The organism is Shewanella sp. AS1 (assembly GCF_021412565.1).
Taxonomy (GTDB): domain Bacteria; phylum Pseudomonadota; class Gammaproteobacteria; order Enterobacterales; family Shewanellaceae; genus Shewanella.
The window spans coordinates 301,339-317,401 of the sequence record NZ_JAKCLJ010000001.1; the positions used below are offsets into that span (position 1 = coordinate 301,339).

General features: G+C 48.2%; 18 protein-coding genes. 9 read left to right on the plus strand and 9 right to left on the minus strand.

The genetic code is table 11. The features are described 5' to 3' along the window. Positions 1 to 79 precede the first annotated feature (79 nt). Entirely contained in the window at positions 80 to 559 is a 480-nt protein-coding gene (locus tag LZP69_RS01360; protein WP_234198303.1) for a hypothetical protein, read from the minus strand. 332 nt (positions 560 to 891) lie between these two features. On the opposite strand from LZP69_RS01360, the gene LZP69_RS01365 reads away from it, so the two are divergent. Further along, a complete protein-coding gene (locus LZP69_RS01365) occupies positions 892 to 1,836 on the plus strand; it encodes a Dyp-type peroxidase (RefSeq protein WP_234198304.1) in 945 nt (314 codons plus the stop codon). 104 nt (positions 1,837 to 1,940) lie between these two features. Here LZP69_RS01365 and argR read toward each other — a convergent pair whose 3' ends face one another. After that, positions 1,941 to 2,411, minus strand: a complete 471-nt coding sequence (argR, locus tag LZP69_RS01370) for a transcriptional regulator ArgR (protein WP_234198306.1) — start codon at positions 2,409 to 2,411, stop codon at positions 1,941 to 1,943. Between the two features lie 309 nt (positions 2,412 to 2,720). Here argR and mdh point away from each other — a divergent pair, with 309 nt between their 5' ends. Then, positions 2,721 to 3,656, plus strand: coding sequence for a malate dehydrogenase (gene mdh, locus LZP69_RS01375; protein ID WP_234198316.1), 936 nt, complete (start codon positions 2,721 to 2,723; stop codon positions 3,654 to 3,656). A gap of 175 nt (positions 3,657 to 3,831) precedes the next feature. On the opposite strand, the gene ispB is transcribed toward mdh, so the two are convergent. Beyond that, entirely contained in the window at positions 3,832 to 4,803 is a 972-nt protein-coding gene (gene ispB, locus LZP69_RS01380) for an octaprenyl diphosphate synthase (protein ID WP_234198318.1), read from the minus strand. A gap of 291 nt (positions 4,804 to 5,094) precedes the next feature. On the opposite strand from ispB, the gene rplU reads away from it, so the two are divergent. From rplU to LZP69_RS01415, 7 genes are all read left to right on the plus strand, one after another. Then, the gene (gene rplU, locus LZP69_RS01385) at positions 5,095 to 5,406 is read left to right on the plus strand and encodes a 50S ribosomal protein L21 (protein WP_011864675.1); all 312 of its coding nucleotides are present in this window, start codon (positions 5,095 to 5,097) and stop codon (positions 5,404 to 5,406) included. A 15-nt stretch (positions 5,407 to 5,421) separates the two neighbouring features. Then, complete coding sequence (gene rpmA, locus LZP69_RS01390; RefSeq protein WP_234198320.1) at positions 5,422 to 5,676, plus strand: 50S ribosomal protein L27; 255 nt, start codon at positions 5,422 to 5,424, stop codon at positions 5,674 to 5,676. Between the two features lie 219 nt (positions 5,677 to 5,895). Continuing rightward, entirely contained in the window at positions 5,896 to 7,059 is a 1,164-nt protein-coding gene (cgtA, locus tag LZP69_RS01395) for an Obg family GTPase CgtA (RefSeq protein WP_234198348.1), read from the plus strand. A 56-nt stretch (positions 7,060 to 7,115) separates the two neighbouring features. Then, entirely contained in the window at positions 7,116 to 7,877 is a 762-nt protein-coding gene (locus LZP69_RS01400; protein WP_234198350.1) for a threonine/serine ThrE exporter family protein, read from the plus strand. Continuing rightward, positions 7,877 to 8,344 (plus strand): threonine/serine exporter family protein, encoded by a 468-nt coding sequence (locus tag LZP69_RS01405; RefSeq protein WP_234198352.1) that lies wholly within the window; start codon positions 7,877 to 7,879, stop codon positions 8,342 to 8,344. The genes LZP69_RS01400 and LZP69_RS01405 overlap by 1 nt, the downstream gene beginning before the upstream one ends. Before the next feature lie 36 nt (positions 8,345 to 8,380). Next, positions 8,381 to 8,863, plus strand: coding sequence for a type 3 dihydrofolate reductase (gene folA, locus LZP69_RS01410; RefSeq protein WP_234198357.1), 483 nt, complete (start codon positions 8,381 to 8,383; stop codon positions 8,861 to 8,863). 79 nt (positions 8,864 to 8,942) lie between these two features. Continuing rightward, positions 8,943 to 9,326 carry a DUF3718 domain-containing protein gene (locus tag LZP69_RS01415; protein WP_234198358.1) on the plus strand — a complete coding sequence of 128 codons (384 nt, stop codon included), beginning with the start codon at positions 8,943 to 8,945 and terminating at the stop codon, positions 9,324 to 9,326. Between the two features lie 67 nt (positions 9,327 to 9,393). Here LZP69_RS01415 and LZP69_RS01420 read toward each other — a convergent pair whose 3' ends face one another. From LZP69_RS01420 to surA, 6 genes are all read right to left on the minus strand, one after another. Beyond that, on the minus strand, positions 9,394 to 11,418 hold the full coding sequence (locus tag LZP69_RS01420) for a methyl-accepting chemotaxis protein (RefSeq protein ID WP_234198360.1): 2,025 nt from the start codon (positions 11,416 to 11,418) through the stop codon (positions 9,394 to 9,396). A gap of 91 nt (positions 11,419 to 11,509) precedes the next feature. Next, positions 11,510 to 12,334, minus strand: coding sequence for a symmetrical bis(5'-nucleosyl)-tetraphosphatase (locus LZP69_RS01425; protein ID WP_234198368.1), 825 nt, complete (start codon positions 12,332 to 12,334; stop codon positions 11,510 to 11,512). Between the two features lie 37 nt (positions 12,335 to 12,371). Continuing rightward, complete coding sequence (apaG, locus tag LZP69_RS01430) at positions 12,372 to 12,752, minus strand: Co2+/Mg2+ efflux protein ApaG (RefSeq protein WP_234198931.1); 381 nt, start codon at positions 12,750 to 12,752, stop codon at positions 12,372 to 12,374. Positions 12,753 to 12,844: 92 nt separating this feature from the next. Beyond that, the gene (gene rsmA, locus LZP69_RS01435; protein ID WP_234198370.1) at positions 12,845 to 13,651 is read right to left on the minus strand and encodes a 16S rRNA (adenine(1518)-N(6)/adenine(1519)-N(6))-dimethyltransferase RsmA; all 807 of its coding nucleotides are present in this window, start codon (positions 13,649 to 13,651) and stop codon (positions 12,845 to 12,847) included. Next, complete coding sequence (gene pdxA / locus LZP69_RS01440) at positions 13,651 to 14,652, minus strand: 4-hydroxythreonine-4-phosphate dehydrogenase PdxA (protein ID WP_234198371.1); 1,002 nt, start codon at positions 14,650 to 14,652, stop codon at positions 13,651 to 13,653. The genes rsmA and pdxA overlap by 1 nt, the downstream gene beginning before the upstream one ends. A gap of 5 nt (positions 14,653 to 14,657) precedes the next feature. Then, positions 14,658 to 15,953, minus strand: a complete 1,296-nt coding sequence (gene surA, locus LZP69_RS01445) for a peptidylprolyl isomerase SurA (RefSeq protein WP_234198373.1) — start codon at positions 15,951 to 15,953, stop codon at positions 14,658 to 14,660. Positions 15,954 to 16,063: the final 110 nt, after the last annotated feature.

Here is a 16,063-nt window from a genome sequence, read left to right on the forward strand (position 1 = left end):
TTGCTCATGAGTGGGTGGCAGGTCGCTTGCCGAATAACTCATATCTGTACTCAAAGTTGTACTCAAAGATTAAGATTCATTAGTTTTTCAGGGACAAAGGGTAATGATCTGTTGCTCTGCGTCCCCTTGTCTTAAAGCCGCGGCGGTTTTTTTCACCAAAAACACCATAGAGTTCCTGGGTGACACCATAATCGATCCGTCTGTCATTATTCTCCTTACGCCTATCTTCGAAATGTCTGTAGTGGCAACGGCACTCGCTGTTGGAGCAGCCGGGTAAGGGCAGAGTCGGGGCTTCGAGCGAGAGAAAACGTTTTCCCTTGAGTGCCTTGGCATTTTCACAGTGGCCTGTATCGTCAACAATCTCGACACTGTGGTAGGGGTGTGCACCCGATATATTGATCGGGGGAGCCACAGGCGGCCTTTCTGTTATCGGCGCAGGATTGAGTTTTCTGCGGACAGTTGGCTTCTTTGTCGCTTTAATTCGGCTTCGGGAAAACCTGTGTCTAAACAGGAATAGCAAAAGCGCGACGGCGAGTAGCAGGGTAAAGATTTCGTTCAAGCTAGTTTGCCCATGGGTTATTTTTGGGTGTATCAAGTCTAGTTCGCGACCTTGAGTGGGTCAAAGTTCACCTTTGTGTCTATTTAAATCTGTTTGCCGTTTCCAAGCCATTTGATTACCATTTTGTGAGACTGATTAATGCGTTAGTATCTTAAACTTGAGTTTGGTTAACATTTTCGCAACGCGGTTATGGTAGCGATTAGCTAAACACGTTAGTCTATTGAACAGAAGAGTTTCATTTTTAACGGTTTGTGGTCTGTGTAATATCATTTTCCGCTGAAGTTTCGGATAATATCGCTAAATTTGAAACTGATTATAAAGGTTGAATTTGTATGGATAGCCAGGTTATGCCACGAGAACAGTTAGGTGTGTGTGCCGAGGGGAATTTACACAGTGTTTATTTGATGTTTAATGCCAATGACGGTGTTGAAGATCAATTGCGTCCCTGTGTGGCCAATGTCGCTCAATATATTTACGAACTCTCTGATCAATATGCCGATAGCGCATTTAATGGTTTTCTCGCTGTCGGTGCTAACTACTGGGATAGCCTCTATCCCGAGGCGCGTCCCGAACAACTTAAGCCTTTTCCTGCTATGAGTGCTGAAAATCGCGATGCACCGGCCCATGAATATGATCTCTTTATCCACCTGCGCTGTGACCGCTACGACATCTTGCATCTGGTGGCAAATGAAGTGTGTCAGATGTTCGAAGATCTGGTGGAGTTGGTCGATGAGGAGCGAGGTTTTCGATTTATGGACAGTCGGGATTTGACCGGGTTTGTCGATGGGACTGAAAACCCGAAAGGTCGCAACCGTCAGAGTGTGGCCTTAGTGGGGGATGAAGACGGTGAGTTTCGCTCCGGCAGTTATGTGCATGTACAGAAGTTTGCCCATAACTTGAGTAAGTGGAATCGCTTACCTCAAAAGAAACAAGAGGATATAGTGGGTCGAACCAAGATAGATAATATCGAATATGCCTCAGAAGATAAGCCGTTAACCAGCCATATTAAGCGGGTGAACCTCAAAGACGATGAAGGTAATTCGATGGAAATCCTGCGTCAGAGTATGCCTTATGGTTCGATGAAAGAGCAGGGGCTGATGTTTATCTCGACTTGCCGTAACTCAGTGCATTTTGAGAAGATGCTCCACAGCATGATACATGGTGATGCAGATGGTAATCACGATCACTTGATGCACTTTACTCAAGCCGTCACAGGTTCGGCATTTTTTGCCCCCTCATTGGATTTTATGGATAGGATGGCTGATGAACCTGTCTGATAGGCTAAGGCGTTTTATGGCTGCAAAATATTGATTGTTAGAATAAACCGCGTTTACAGATCACACAAACCTGGCTTAGCTGCGAGGAGGTCGCCGACACTGCTCTATTCGGTATAGTTAAACAGCGACTTTACCGTCTCCAATGTGTCATTAATATCTTTGATGCTGGATGGGCAGATAAAGATAGTATCGTCACCGGCAATGGTGCCGAGAATCCCTTCTGGCTTGCCGATAGAGTCGAGTAATCTTGCAATCAGTTGCGCCGCGCCTGGGCTGGTTCTCACCACTATCATAGATTGGTTATGATCTACATCCAGCACCAAGTTTTTCAGCGGGCTACCTGCGGTAGGCACGCCTAACTCAGCGGGTAAACAATAGACCATCTCCTGCTTGGCATTACGGGTACGAACCGCCCCGAATTTGCTGAGCATTCTTGATACTTTGGATTGATTAATGTTGCTGTAGCCTTCTGCCTGAAGGGCATTGACGATTTCACTCTGGGAGCCGAAGCGTTCCTCTTTTAAAATTGCCTTAAAGGTCTTTACTAACTCTTCTTGATTCTTATTTGCTTGCATAATGTTGTTTTTTTGTATTCAAAAATCTGCGCCATTCTGAATAAAATAGCTTTCACAGTCAAGCCTTATTCGGATTGAATGAATAAAAATTCATTGTAAAAGTCCAGTTTTTGTAAGGGATTTAACACTAATGAAAGCCGCAAATGCGAGTTTAAGTTATTAATTCAATTAAGACTAATGTACCTCAGGCAGAAAATATCCCACAATGTACTAAGGGCTAATTGAATTTTTTCTGTTATTAAAGTAATGTTGCGCCATCATAAAAAATAGATCTACATCACATAATATCGAAAGATGACGGAGATAACTATGAAAGTTGCTGTACTTGGTGCCGCTGGTGGTATTGGCCAGGCTCTTGCTCTACTACTTAAAACTCAATTACCTGCTGGTGCAAAACTGTCCCTTTATGATATTGCTCCTGTCACGCCAGGCGTTGCGGTTGACTTAAGCCATATCCCCACAGCTGTTGAAGTGAAAGGTTTTGCTGGTGAAGATCCAACTCCCGCATTAGAAGGTGCGGATGTTGTGTTGATCTCAGCCGGTGTTGCACGTAAGCCTGGCATGGATCGCTCGGATCTGTTTAACATCAATGCGGGTATCGTTCGTAACCTAGTTGAGAAATGTGCTGCGACTTGTCCTAAGGCGCTTATCGGCATCATCACTAACCCAGTTAACACAACCGTTGCTATTGCTGCCGAAGTATTAAAGGCGGCTGGCGTTTATGATAAGAACCGTCTGTTTGGTGTGACAACACTGGATGTGATCCGTTCTGAAACCTTCGTTGCCGAGGCGAAAGGCCTGAATGTTGCCGACGTAAAAGTAAATGTGATAGGTGGTCACAGCGGTGTGACGATTCTTCCATTACTTTCACAAGTAGAAGGTGTTAGCTTCAGCGATGACGAAGTAGCTGCGTTAACTACACGCATCCAAAATGCCGGTACCGAAGTGGTTGAAGCTAAAGCAGGTGGCGGCAGCGCGACTCTGTCTATGGGTCAGGCGGCCTGTCGTTTCGGTTTGTCTCTGGTACGTGGTCTGCAAGGCGAAGCCAACGTGGTTGAATGTGCTTATATCGATGGCGGCAGTGAGCACGCTTCATTCTTCGCACAGCCAGTGCTATTAGGTAAGAATGGTATTGAGCAGGTATTGGCTTATGGCGAAGTGAGCGAGTTTGAAGCTAACGCACGCGATGCTATGTTAGACACGCTAAAAGCCGATATTCAGTTGGGTGTTGAGTTCGTTAAGTAAGCTTAACGGCATAAATGGACTTTCTTTCGAGATTGAAAGTCCATTCGATAAATAAAATCCAATACCTTAGAGATAGAGAGGTATTGGATTTTTTATTTGTGCCTGTATTTTTTCGTCGAGAAAACAAAAGGCCCTGTCCTGTGAGGAGAGGGCCTTTAATATAAGTGATATAATCTTAGTGGGTGCGCGCGACTGCGATTCTGGCAAGGGATATAAGCGCTTGCTTGTAATCGCTGTCTGGAATGATGTCCAAGGCGAGAATTGCCTTCTCAGACTCTTCCTGAGCCCTTTGCTCGGTATATTTAAGAGCACCGCATTTATCTAGCGCATTTAAGATGGTCTCTATGTGCTCACTGCTATCACCTTGTTCGATAGCATGGCGGATCAAACTTTGCTCTTCAGGCGTACCGTTGGCAATAGCGTAGATAAGTGGCAGGGTGGGTTTACCCTCTGCTAAATCATCACCTATGTTCTTGCCCAGCTCTTCAGTGTCGGCGGTATAGTCCAGCAGATCATCGGTTAATTGGAAGGCCGTTCCCAAGTATTTGCCGTAATCGGCCAGGGCCGTTTGCACCTTGATATCACTCTCGGCTAATACGCCTGCTAGACGAGTGGCCGCTTCGAAAAGCTTGGCCGTCTTACAGTAGATCACTCGCATGTAGCTCTCTTCTGTGGTATCCGGATCGTTGCAATTCATCAGCTGCAGAACTTCACCTTCGGCCAGAATATTGGTGGCATCGGCGAGCACTTCAAGAACCTGCATCTCCTTTAGCTCTGTCATCATCTGAAATGAGCGGGTATAGAGAAAGTCGCCGACCAGAACACTGGCACTGTTGCCAAACAGGGCATTGGCGGTTTCACGGCCACGTCTTAGCATAGATTCATCGACAACATCATCATGCAATAAAGAGGCTGTATGGATGAACTCAATAATGGCTGCGAGTTTATGGTGAGCCTGACCTTGATAGTCAATGGCTCTGGCGGCTAAAACAGCAAGCAGCGGGCGCATACGCTTGCCGCCACCATTGATGATGTAGAACCCAAGTTGATTAATAAGGGCGACATCGGATTCCAACTGTTTATAGATAAGTTGGTCGACGGCTTTCATATCGGCGTCGGCCAACTGTCGAATGGCATTTAAATCCATATTTAGGCTCTATTTCTAGGGTGGTTAACTAGACTAGTTAGACTGATAAGCTAATCACCCAAATTAAGGCAAAATTGTTATAATAAGAAGATTCTACCTAAAAACAGCGCGCAAGACAGTATAAGAAAGGGAATGTGCGAGTAATTCCGATCTTTTTTTGATCAAAGTAAATTAACTCTTGTCAGTTAGGCGAACATAGCGTAAACTCCGCGACCATTGTCATTAAAGCTTTTATAGCGCCCAGTCTAACAACGAAGGTCTGCGTGCTTGAAATATCGGAGTAAAATAGCTATGTACGCTGTTTTTCAAAGTGGTGGTAAGCAACACCGTGTTGCAGAAGGCCATACTGTTCGTTTAGAAAAATTAGAAGTCGCAACAGGCGAAACTATCGAATTTGACCAAGTTCTTTTGGTTGCTGATGGTGAGACTGTTCATGTTGGTGCACCTTTAGTTGAAGGTGGTAAGGTTGTTGCTGAAGTGATCAGCCATGGCCGTGGCGAAAAGGTAACTATCGTTAAGTTCCGTCGTCGTAAGCACCACGATAAGAAGATGGGCCACCGTCAGTGGTTCACCGAAGTTAAAATTACAGCTATCAACGCTTAATAAGGAGTCTGACTAATGGCACATAAAAAAGCTGGCGGTTCTACTCGTAACGGCCGCGATTCAGAAAGCAAACGTTTAGGTGTTAAGCGTTTTGGTGGTGAATCAGTTCTTGCTGGTAACATCATCGTTCGTCAACGTGGTACTAAGTTCCACGCAGGTGTTAACGTAGGTATTGGTCGTGACCATACTCTATTTGCACTAGCTGACGGTAAAGTTAAGTTTGAAGTTAAAGGTCCTAAGAACCGTAAGTTCATTAGCATCGAAGCTTAATTCTTAGCTAACCTAAGATAGTATAAAGCCCTGCCTTTTGGTGGGGCTTTGTTGTTTATAAAGGTCAATCTCTGGTGAAATGGGCAGTCTTTGGCTCTGTCGCCAGTCTCGCATCGAACCTTTGAGCCTGTGGGCTATTGGTTTGAGATGGAATAGTTTTTTGGCGATAGATTCGGATAGGCGGTATAATCCGTCTATCGTGTGGTGCTTGGAGTCGGTATGAAGTTTGTTGATGAAGCTGTGATCAGAGTTGAAGCTGGTGATGGCGGTAGTGGCTGTGTCAGTTTTAGACGTGAAAAATATGTTCCAGATGGTGGCCCGGACGGTGGCGACGGTGGTGACGGTGGTAGCGTTTATCTGGAAGCAGACGAAAACCTCAATACACTGATCGATTATCGTTTCGAGCGATTTCATTTTGCCGAGCGTGGTGAAAACGGCCGTGGCCGTGATTGCACGGGTCATGGTGGTAAAGATCTTATCTTGAAAGTGCCTGTGGGCACCCGCGCTGTCGACGAAGAGACTCAGGAAGTCTTAGGCGACCTTAAGAGCCACGGCAAAAAGCTGCTGGTGGCCAAAGGCGGTTTTCATGGCCTGGGTAACACCCGCTTCAAGAGCAGTACCAACCGCGCACCAAGACAGAAGACCTTAGGTACACCCGGAGAGGTGAGAAGCTTACGCCTCGAGCTGATGTTACTTGCCGATGTAGGTTTACTCGGTCTCCCCAATGCGGGTAAATCGACTTTCATACGTGCGGTATCCCGTGCTAAACCTAAGGTTGCCGATTATCCTTTTACTACCTTAGTGCCTAACCTAGGTGTCGTGAATCCACGTCATGGCAAGAGCTTTGTTGTTGCCGATATTCCTGGATTGATTGAAGGGGCTGCTGAAGGCGCCGGGTTAGGGATACGCTTCCTTAAGCACCTTGAACGTTGCCGTGTGTTATTGCACATTTTAGATATCGAACCTATCGATGGCAGCGATCCTGTCGATTCTGCTCGCGCTATTGTAGGTGAGCTGGAGAAGCACTCTCCTATGCTTGCCAGCAAGCCGCGTTGGTTAGTCTTTAATAAGACAGATCTGCTGCTGGAAGAGGAGCTGCAGGAGCGCATCGATCGCATAGTTAAAGAACTAGATTGGCAAGGCGAGGTGTTCGCGATTTCTGCTTACACCCGTGAGGGCACAGAAGCCTTAACCCAGAAGCTGATGGATTTTATTGAATCTCTTCCTGAAGAGGTCGAGCAAGATCCCGATGCAGAAGTCGAATTTAAATGGGATAACTACCATCAACAGAATCAAGATGCCATCAATGAAGATTATGACGACGATTTCGATGATGACTTCGACGATGACGATTATGATGTTGAGGTTATCTACCAAAGGTAGTTCACACTCATCTTAAGATAAGCGGTGCTTATCACAAGTTTCATTCTGAGAATAACGTGTACGCAGATACTCAAAATGATATTACCCGGCAGGTAGTCCGGGTCGCTCAACTACTCTTAGCCTATGGCGCTGAATCTGATCTCGTTGAAGAGATCAGCCAGCGTCTGGGTTCTGCCTTAGGCTTGGCGAGCGTCGAGCTGTCAATCTCCTCTAACGCCTTAGTGCTCACCAGTCTGGTCCATGGACGTTGCATCACCACGACACGTCGTATTCGGGAACATGGCATCAATATGGCTATCGTTTGCGAATTGCAGCGGATCTGTTTGCTGACAGAAAAAGGGATCTACGGCCTGAGTGATGTGCGTAAACGGGTCGCTCGCATAGCACCAAGAAGTTATCCCAAGCGTTACCTCATTCCCATGATAGGCCTGTCATGCGGAAGTTTTTGTCACCTGTTTGGTGGAGATGTCGCCGCTGTGCTGATGACATTTATCGCATCTTCTCTGGGCATGTTTGTGCGATTGGCTTTGGCTAAGCGTCACTTTAACCTGTTAATTAATTTTGCTATCACCGCGTTTGTCACCACCTTGATTGCACAGTTAGGTTACCATTTTCACTGGAGCGAAACCCCAAGATTGTCGATGGCAGCCAGTGTGCTGATGCTAGTTCCTGGCTTTCCTATGATTAATTCGATATCCGATATGGTAAAAGGCCATTTGAATGTGGGGATTTCACGCTGGGGGCACGCCACGCTACTTACTGTGTCGTCGGTTATCGGTATTACTATTGCGATGCAGCTGGGAGGCTTGTTCCTCTAATGGATCTCTTCATTAAGCTATTGAATGATGCCTTCTTCTCGTCGATACCCGCCGTGGGCTTTGCCATGTTGTTTAACGTACCCAGACGTTTTCTTGTCTATTGTGGTGTCGCAGGCGCGCTCGGGCATAGCACCCGCACCCTGTTATTGCATTTTAATTTGCCCATCGAATGGGCCACTTTCGTGGCTGCAGCCATAGTTGGCGTGTTAACTATCCGCTTTGCCAAACGGCATCTGGCGCCACCTTTGATGTACGCAGTTGCGGCAATTATCCCTATGATCCCAGGTACTTATGCGTACAATACGGTCATCGCCTTGGTGCAATTAACGGCGCTAACCGAGATAAGCCCGGAGCTAACGGCCGAGGTGATTAGTAATGGCTTAAAAACAGTGTTTATCTTAGGGGCTTTATCTGTGGGCTTGGCCTTACCGAGTTTATTGTATTATCGTACTCGTCCCGTTATTTAATTTTTGATTTAAGCGGCGCAAGACCGCTGGAGATTGATGAAAATTGCAATGATTGCCGCGATGGCGAATAACCGAGTGATAGGAAAAGATAATCAGATGCCCTGGCATCTGCCTGAAGATTTGCGTCATTTTAAGGCTATGACCTTAGGCAAGCCGGTTGTGATGGGCCGTAAAACATTCGAGTCCATAGGGCGACCACTGCCGGGTCGGCACAATATTGTGATCAGCAGACAAGAAGGTCTCCTGATAGAAGGGGTGAGCTGTGTGACCTCGTTCGAGGCGGCTCTAGCCTTGGTCGGTGACTGTGAGGAGCTGGTGGTGATAGGTGGCGGTCAGTTATATGAGTCTTTGCTACCCAGAGCCGATAAACTCTACTTGACCCAAATCGATCTGGATGTGGAAGGGGATACCTATTTTCCGGCATGGGATGATGGCTCATGGCGGATAGAATCCAGCGAATGTCATAAAAATGATAAAGAATTGCAATATCGATTTATCAATTTGATAAAAGAGTGTTAAATTGTCGGTATTCCAAGGGGTTAGAGTGATGTAATTCGATTGCTCTACCAATAAATATAATAAAGATTAGGAGTACCCTATGCGTCTGTTGCCTGCAGCGATTGCCTTTGTTATTGCCGCTTCAGCTTATATCCCCCAAGCCCACGCCGACGATCAGCTTGTTGCCAATATTTGCAACTATGTTCAGGCGGATGATAAGAACCGTTTGCGTTCAAAGCTAACGGAAAGTCGCGTTAAACTGCGTAACGTATACACAGGGATCCAGTGTAACGGCGAGAGTCTGCTTCGCTTTGCTATGCTTAGCAATGCCAATGATGTGGGGTCGTTTATTGCTAAGCGTCTCTCCACTGATGATTTATCGATAAAAGAAGCCGACGGTAAAACTGTGCTTGAGTGGGCACAAGCAAATGGCCACGGTAATAATGAGATCACCTCTGCGATTAAAGAGCGTATCGGCGGTTAATTATTTTTGGCGATATTGAAAAAACCACCCATAGGGTGGTTTTTTATTAGCCGTTTAAGTGTGATGGCTAAATTTTAAATTCACCCACAGAGGCCTGCAGCTCTTCGGCAAGTTGAGCCACTTGATGGCTCGATTGCGCCGTCTGATCCGCTCCTAGAGCCGTCTCCTCTGAAATGGCAGCGATATGCTCAAGCTTTTCTGAGACTTGCTGGCTAACCTGGTTTTGCTCTTGGGCAGCATTGGCAATATGGGTTCCGGCATCATGGGCATTGTGCACCGCATCGCTGATGCTGCCTAGCGCGATATTGGCCTGCTCGGTTTTCTCGACACAGCTATTGGCTTGGGTGCGTCCCAGCTCCATCACTGAGACAGCCTCCTGAGTGCCCTGCTGCAGCATCTCGATCATCTGCTGGATCTCTTGTGTCGAGTCTTGGGTGCGGGAGGCGAGGCTGCGTACTTCATCGGCGACCACAGCGAACCCGCGCCCCTGCTCACCGGCGCGGGCAGCTTCGATAGCGGCATTGAGTGCCAGCAAGTTGGTTTGTTCGGCAATCCCACGGATCACATCCAAAATAGAGCCGATGGAGGCGCTGTCTGAGTGTACCTTGTTGATGACCTGTGAGGCCTTGGCCACCTCATCGGCGAGAGCGAGAATAGTGCGCTTATTCTCATCGGCAATGGTGCGCATGTGCAGGGCTTCTTCGTCTGCCTGCTTGATTTGACTCAGGGCTTCATCGGCGCTGTGGGTTACCTGAGTTGCGCTCGAGCTTAGCTCCGTGGTGGCCGCGGCAACCTGATCGACCTGATGTTTTTGCTCCTGAATGCCTGCGGTCGTTTGTGCCGTGATGGCCGAGGTTTCTTCGGCGGCGGCAGCAAGTTGGTTGGATCTGTCTAAAATTCCCTGGATCAACTTACGTAAACTGTCTATCAAGCGGTTGCAGTTACGGGACAGCTCGGCGAACTCATCATGGCCTGAATCATCCAGTTTCAAGGTGAGATCGCCGGAGGCAACTACATTCAGCGCGGTGTTTATCTTATCTAAGGCGCGCTTTATTGGCCGGATCACGGTAATACTGACCATGACGGCAACTAAGATAGCGATTAACATCAGGGCTAATGTCTTGAATTTTGCGGCGTCGATATTGTTGATCGCAGCGTTACTGGTATTGCGTGAGATAGATTCAATCTGGCTATTGAGCTTGTTCATGCTCTTGTTTACGGTAACTGAGTTAGCCTCGACCAGCGTCAGGAGCTGGGCTGCTTCGGCATCCAGCCTCAGTTGATTGCGCTTATGGGCTTGCAGCGAGTCGGCGCCGTTAACGTGTTTAAGGGCTATGGCTACCTGTTCGTTGATCTCATTCAGTGTATTATTTTCCACAATTCCATCCCAGTGTCGACTGATGTACTGCAGTTTCTCTGTGATATCGCTGAGGATATAGTCGATCTCTTTTGAAATGGTCTCGAATTTAGCCCTGTCGCTGGCTTTGACTAAGTCGTGACTGCTGGTGATAAGCGTTGTCAGGCTGTTATCGATATTGCTTGCGGTGGCGGCGATTTTGCGCTCGGAGAGATCCTGGCTGGTTTCTAAGTCAATCAGATCGATCAGGAGTGCGGCGGTGTCATCCACGGCATATTCCAGATTTTCAAGCTGCTGCTCAACATTTTCAGCGGTTTTTAACGACAGCTCGTGAGTCGACATCATAGCCATTCCGTTGCTTTTAAACTGGTTGTAGCCGGACTGTAGTGCGTTAATTTCATTCTCCAGCAGCTGATCTTGGTTGCTGATCAAGGCTGATAATGCGTTGAGTTCGCCATTGAAGCTCTGGGTGTCCTTTTGAAACTCATTGAGCACTTTTGGCATCTGGTTCGAGTGATCTGTGTGATAAGCCACCAGCAGTTCTTTCTCTTGCAATGCCAGCACCTGAGTTAAGTGATTGCTGCTCTCTAGTGCCGGAATGCTGAACTCCTGCAGCACCAAGGTACTGTTTTTGATCGACTCGTTAGTGAACAGGGAGGCGACGCCCAAGAAGACCAAGAGTAGCGTGACTATGCCAAATCCACCAATCACTCTAGTGGCTACATTTAATTTCATGAAGACTCCGCTTTAATTGTCGCTCTCACTGTTATTCCAGGGGGAGAGGAAAGGCTTATCTAGCTCTTTATCGGCCAGTTTGGCGCTGAGTTTAACTCTTTTTTAACTTGTTTTGGGTGATTTTCTCATTGGACTCTAGATGCCAGAGCGTTAAGTGTTGCCCCCAGCAGCAGCCGGTATCTAATGCCTGGTATTTTGGCGAGTCGACTTGTCCCATCAGGGCGGCCCAATGGCCAAAAACGAGCGTGTATTGATCGGTTAACTCGTGAGGAATACTGAACCAGGGGGTGAGCTCGGGGTTATCATTGCTCTGGGGCGCTAGTTTGCAATCAAAGTCGAGTCGACCATCAGAGTGCAGATAACGCATGCGGGTGAGGGCATTGATGGTGTAGATGAGGCGCGCCTGATCATCGAGCGTCTCATCCCAGGCGTCCACTTGGTTGCCATACATATTAGTGATAAGTTGGCTGGCATAATCCGGGGCGCTGAGTGCCTGATGCACGGCCTGCGCCTGAGTCAGTGCCGTTTCTTTGTCCCATTGTGGAGGAATACCGGCATGGGACATTAACACCTTGTGCTTGTGGTTTTCTCGGATCAGCGGCTGCTCCCTGAGCCAGTCGATAAGCTGCTGGCAATCGGGCGCACTAAGAAGTGTACCCAGTTTATCGCTAGGATTGACCCGTTTTATTTTGTGGTGCAAGGCAAGCAGGTGCAGATCATGGTTTCCCAGCACGGGCTTGGCGGCGTTGTCCAGGGAGCGAATAAACCTTAGGGTCTCAAGGGATTTCTCCCCTCTGGCAACCATATCGCCGACTATCCAGAGCTCGTCTCTGGAGGGGGTAAAATCCACTTTGCTTAAGATGGCTTGCAGTTCATCGTAACAGCCTTGAATATCACCGATAAAGTAGGTCGCCATCCTTATCCTCTTACTTTTACTTGCAGGGTGATGATCACTAGTGGATTAATCCCGGCGCGGCTAATCTAAAGGGGGCGATACGTGCCTTAAACTCTGTGCCATCTTCGCTCACCATGCCGTAGAAACCTTGCATGACGGCAAAAGGCGTCTCACATACTGTGCCGCTTGTGTATTGGTAGGCGGTATTGGGGGCTATGGTCGGGGTTTCACCGACGACACCGGCGCCCTGAACCTCGCTGTGATGGCCATTGGCATCCGTGATAGACCACATGCGGCTTTTTAAGGTTGCGGCCTTATCGCCAAGATTGATGATAGTGATGGTATAGCTAAATAGATAACGCTCCTCTTTAGGGGAGGATTGCTCTTCGATATATTCGGTTTTGACCTCGATTTTGATTGAGGATTCAAGTTCCATTATTGAATGTCCTGGCTCTGCAAAAAAGAGGGGAATCGCTTCCCCTGATATGTCTAGCTGGTGTTAGATGTTTAGCTTTTGATGTAGCGCAGGCGTTAGCCTTGCTTGTCGACGACATAGTTTGCCATGGCAACATACTGCTGCACAGTGATCTGCTCGGGTCGCATGCTGGCATCGATATTCAGTGCGCTAAAATCATCATCATTGAGTAACTGTTTTAAGTTGTTACGCAAGGTTTTGCGGCGCATATTGAATGCTGTGGTGCACAGGTGGCGAAGTAGATCCACATCTTTGCATGGCCAGGGTTTCTGTTTGTAAGGCACTAACCTGACAACCGCCGAGTCCACCTTAGGTGGCGGCGTGAAACAACCTGGTGGCACCTCAAGTACCGGCATCACTTGGCAGAAATATTGTGCCATGACTGTCAGACGGCCATAGGCCTTAGTGCCCGGCGCTGCTGAGAGTCTCAGTACCACCTCTTTTTGCAGCATAAAGTGCATATTTTCAATATGTTCGGCAAATTCGAACAGATGAAACATCAGTGGGGTTGAGATGTTATAGGGCAGGTTGCCAAACACCTTCATCTGCTTGCCATCTTGCAGCAGCTGCTTAAAGTCAAATTTGAGCGCATCACCCTGATGGATCTCAAGCTTATCTTTTAAGAAAGGGTGTGTCTTTAGTCGCTCAACCAGATCTTTATCCAGCTCGACCACAGTGAGCTTATCTATGCTCTCGGCCACAGGCTCGGTCAGCGCCGCAAGGCCGGGGCCAATTTCAACCATGATATGATCATTGTCTGGGGCGATGGCGCCGACAATTCGGTTGATCACATTGGTGTCGGTCAAAAAGTTTTGCCCGAAACGTTTTCTGGCTGTGTGGCCTAAATGTACTTTATTGCTCATTACTTCTCTTTTTTAAACTCATTCTTACTCGCCAGTTCAATGGCTTTATTGAGGGCGCAAACGAAGCTGCCGATATCGGCTTCTCCCGTGCCCGCAAGGGTTAGGGCTGTGCCATGATCCACAGAGGTGCGGATATAGGGCAGACCCAGGGTAATATTGACTGAACTGCCAAACCCACGGGATTTGAGCACAGGCAAGCCCTGATCGTGATACATGGCTAGGACAACATCGGCATCTTCAAGGTACTTGGGTTGGAACAGAGTATCGGCCGGCAATGGGCCGATAATGGTCATATCCTGCTGTCGCAGCTCTTCCAGCGCCGGCGCGATGACATCTATCTCTTCACGCCCCAGATGGCCATCTTCGCCTGCATGGGGGTTTAGGCCGCAGACATAGATCTTGGGATTCTCTATGCCAAATTTATCGACCAGATCTCTGTGTAAGATCTTGATTATCTGATGTAAGCGCTCACGGGTGATCGCCTTGGATACATAGGCGAGCGGGATGTGAGTGGTCACTAAGGCGACCTGCAGCCCAGGGGCTGAAAGCAGCATCACCACATCCTGACAATTGGCCTGGTGGGCGAAAAACTCGGTGTGGCCGCTAAAGGGGATACAGGCCTGGTTGATGATGCCTTTATGCACAGGGCCAGTGACCACGGCATCGAACTCGCCGCTCATGTTTTTCTCGCCCGCGTAGCTGAGGGTATCTATGACATAGGGACTGTTGCGCTCATCGAGCACGCCGCAAATCGACTCGCTTGCCAGTGAGAAAGGCACAATAGTAAGTGTGCCTGCTTCTTGAGGTTTAGGCGGTTGATTGGGCTGATAGGGACGCAGCTGGATCGGTAGGCCAATTTTTTTAGCCCTCGATTTTAATAAAGCGGGATCAGCACAAACAACAAGCTCAGCAGGCCAAGACTGCTGAGCAAGTTGGATAACTAAATCTGGTCCCACACCGGCCGGTTCGCCCGGTGTGATAGCAATACGTTTAGTCGTCAATAGGATTAACCTCGATTATCTTCGTCAAACACTTCAATGTAGGCGTCTGCACGCATTTCGTCTAACCAGTTCTGTAACTCTTCATTAAATTTACGACGGAAGATCAACTGGTGCGCACGGTTGGTATTGAACTGTTCTGTGGCATCTGTCTTGCGTCTTTCCTCTAACTGCACTATGTGCCAGCCGTGGCTCGAACGGAAGGGTTCGCTAATCTCATTAAGCTTAAGTGATTGCAGAGTTTGTGCGAAAGCCGGTACATAGATCCCCGGTTCTGCCCAGCCCAGTTCACCGCCTTTGGCTGCCGAGCCAGGGTCTTCACTGTATTGACGGGCGAGGTTGGCAAAGTCGGCTTTGCCTTCACGGATCTCTTTGACAAACTTATCCAGCATCGCCTTGGCGCGCTCTTCTGACAGGATAGGTGAGGGCTTGATCAGAATATGGCGTGAACGCACTTCATCGATCTCTTTGGTCTGTAGACCGCGAGCATCGATCACCTTGATGATGTGGAAACCGGCGCCACTGCGTACAGGGCCGATAATATCATTGCTCTTGGCGCCAGTCAGCAGTTCGGCAAACAGGGTGGGCATCTCGTTGATGTTCATATAATCCCAGATCCCGCCTTCGAGCGCCTTAGGGCCCGATGATGATGCGATGGCGATCTGTTTGAAGTCGCCGCCATCTTGCAGGCGCTTTAATACGGCATCGGCACGCTGTTTGGCGTTTTCGAGCTGCTCGCTGCTTGGATTGCTTGGCACCTCAATCAGGATATGACCTATCTGGTATTCCACTTGCTGCATCCCTTGCTCCTGGATCAACTTAACCAGACTGTTGATCTCCTGAGCAGAGACTTGGATACGTCTTTGTACTTGAATGCGCTGAATTTCACCTAAGGTGATCTCTTCGCGTAGCTGCTCACGGTACTGGCTCCAGCTGGTGCCGCTCGCTTCGACTTTCTCGCGCATAACCGCAGGTGTCATCTTCTGCTCTTTGGCGATATTTTCTATGGTTTGATCCAGTTGTAGATCGCCAATATGTAAGCCGATACGCTCAGCCATCTGTAGTTGTAGGCGGGTCAGGATCAGACGTTCGATAACCTGGGTGCGTAGCGCGCGGTCCGAAGGCAGGACCTGTCCAGATGCTTTGGCGTTGGCTTTTACCGTATTGAGCATGTTAGTGACTTCACTCTCTAACACTATGCCGTCATTGATCTGCACGGCGATCCTGTCTAATGGTTCGGCCGCCAGACTGTGACTCATTATCAAGGTGAGTAAAGCAATAATCAAAGTTTTACAGGGTCTCATCCACAAAAATCCTTGGTAAACTGAGGTCGTTACGTCGTTGATGACCGACCAATTTATTTTATTGTCTTGTTTGGACTCTCGGTCCGTATCTAGGTTCAGCCAAAAGGTAA

Excerpts from the sequence above, each read along its gene's own strand:
- LZP69_RS01365 (WP_234198304.1), top strand. The coding sequence starts at position 892 with ATGGATAGCCAGGTTATGCCACGAGAACAGTTAGGTGTGTGTGCCGAG.
- argR (WP_234198306.1), bottom strand. The coding sequence starts at position 2,411 with ATGCAAGCAAATAAGAATCAAGAAGAGTTAGTAAAGACCTTTAAGGCA.
- mdh (WP_234198316.1), top strand. The coding sequence starts at position 2,721 with ATGAAAGTTGCTGTACTTGGTGCCGCTGGTGGTATTGGCCAGGCTCTT.
- ispB (WP_234198318.1), bottom strand. The coding sequence starts at position 4,803 with ATGGATTTAAATGCCATTCGACAGTTGGCCGACGCCGATATGAAAGCC.
- rplU (WP_011864675.1), top strand. The coding sequence starts at position 5,095 with ATGTACGCTGTTTTTCAAAGTGGTGGTAAGCAACACCGTGTTGCAGAA.
- rpmA (WP_234198320.1), top strand. The coding sequence starts at position 5,422 with ATGGCACATAAAAAAGCTGGCGGTTCTACTCGTAACGGCCGCGATTCA.
- cgtA (WP_234198348.1), top strand. The coding sequence starts at position 5,896 with ATGAAGTTTGTTGATGAAGCTGTGATCAGAGTTGAAGCTGGTGATGGC.
- LZP69_RS01405 (WP_234198352.1), top strand. The coding sequence starts at position 7,877 with ATGGATCTCTTCATTAAGCTATTGAATGATGCCTTCTTCTCGTCGATA.
- folA (WP_234198357.1), top strand. The coding sequence starts at position 8,381 with ATGAAAATTGCAATGATTGCCGCGATGGCGAATAACCGAGTGATAGGA.
- LZP69_RS01415 (WP_234198358.1), top strand. The coding sequence starts at position 8,943 with ATGCGTCTGTTGCCTGCAGCGATTGCCTTTGTTATTGCCGCTTCAGCT.
- LZP69_RS01420 (WP_234198360.1), bottom strand. The coding sequence starts at position 11,418 with ATGAAATTAAATGTAGCCACTAGAGTGATTGGTGGATTTGGCATAGTC.
- LZP69_RS01425 (WP_234198368.1), bottom strand. The coding sequence starts at position 12,334 with ATGGCGACCTACTTTATCGGTGATATTCAAGGCTGTTACGATGAACTG.
- rsmA (WP_234198370.1), bottom strand. The coding sequence starts at position 13,651 with ATGAGCAATAAAGTACATTTAGGCCACACAGCCAGAAAACGTTTCGGG.
- surA (WP_234198373.1), bottom strand. The coding sequence starts at position 15,953 with ATGAGACCCTGTAAAACTTTGATTATTGCTTTACTCACCTTGATAATG.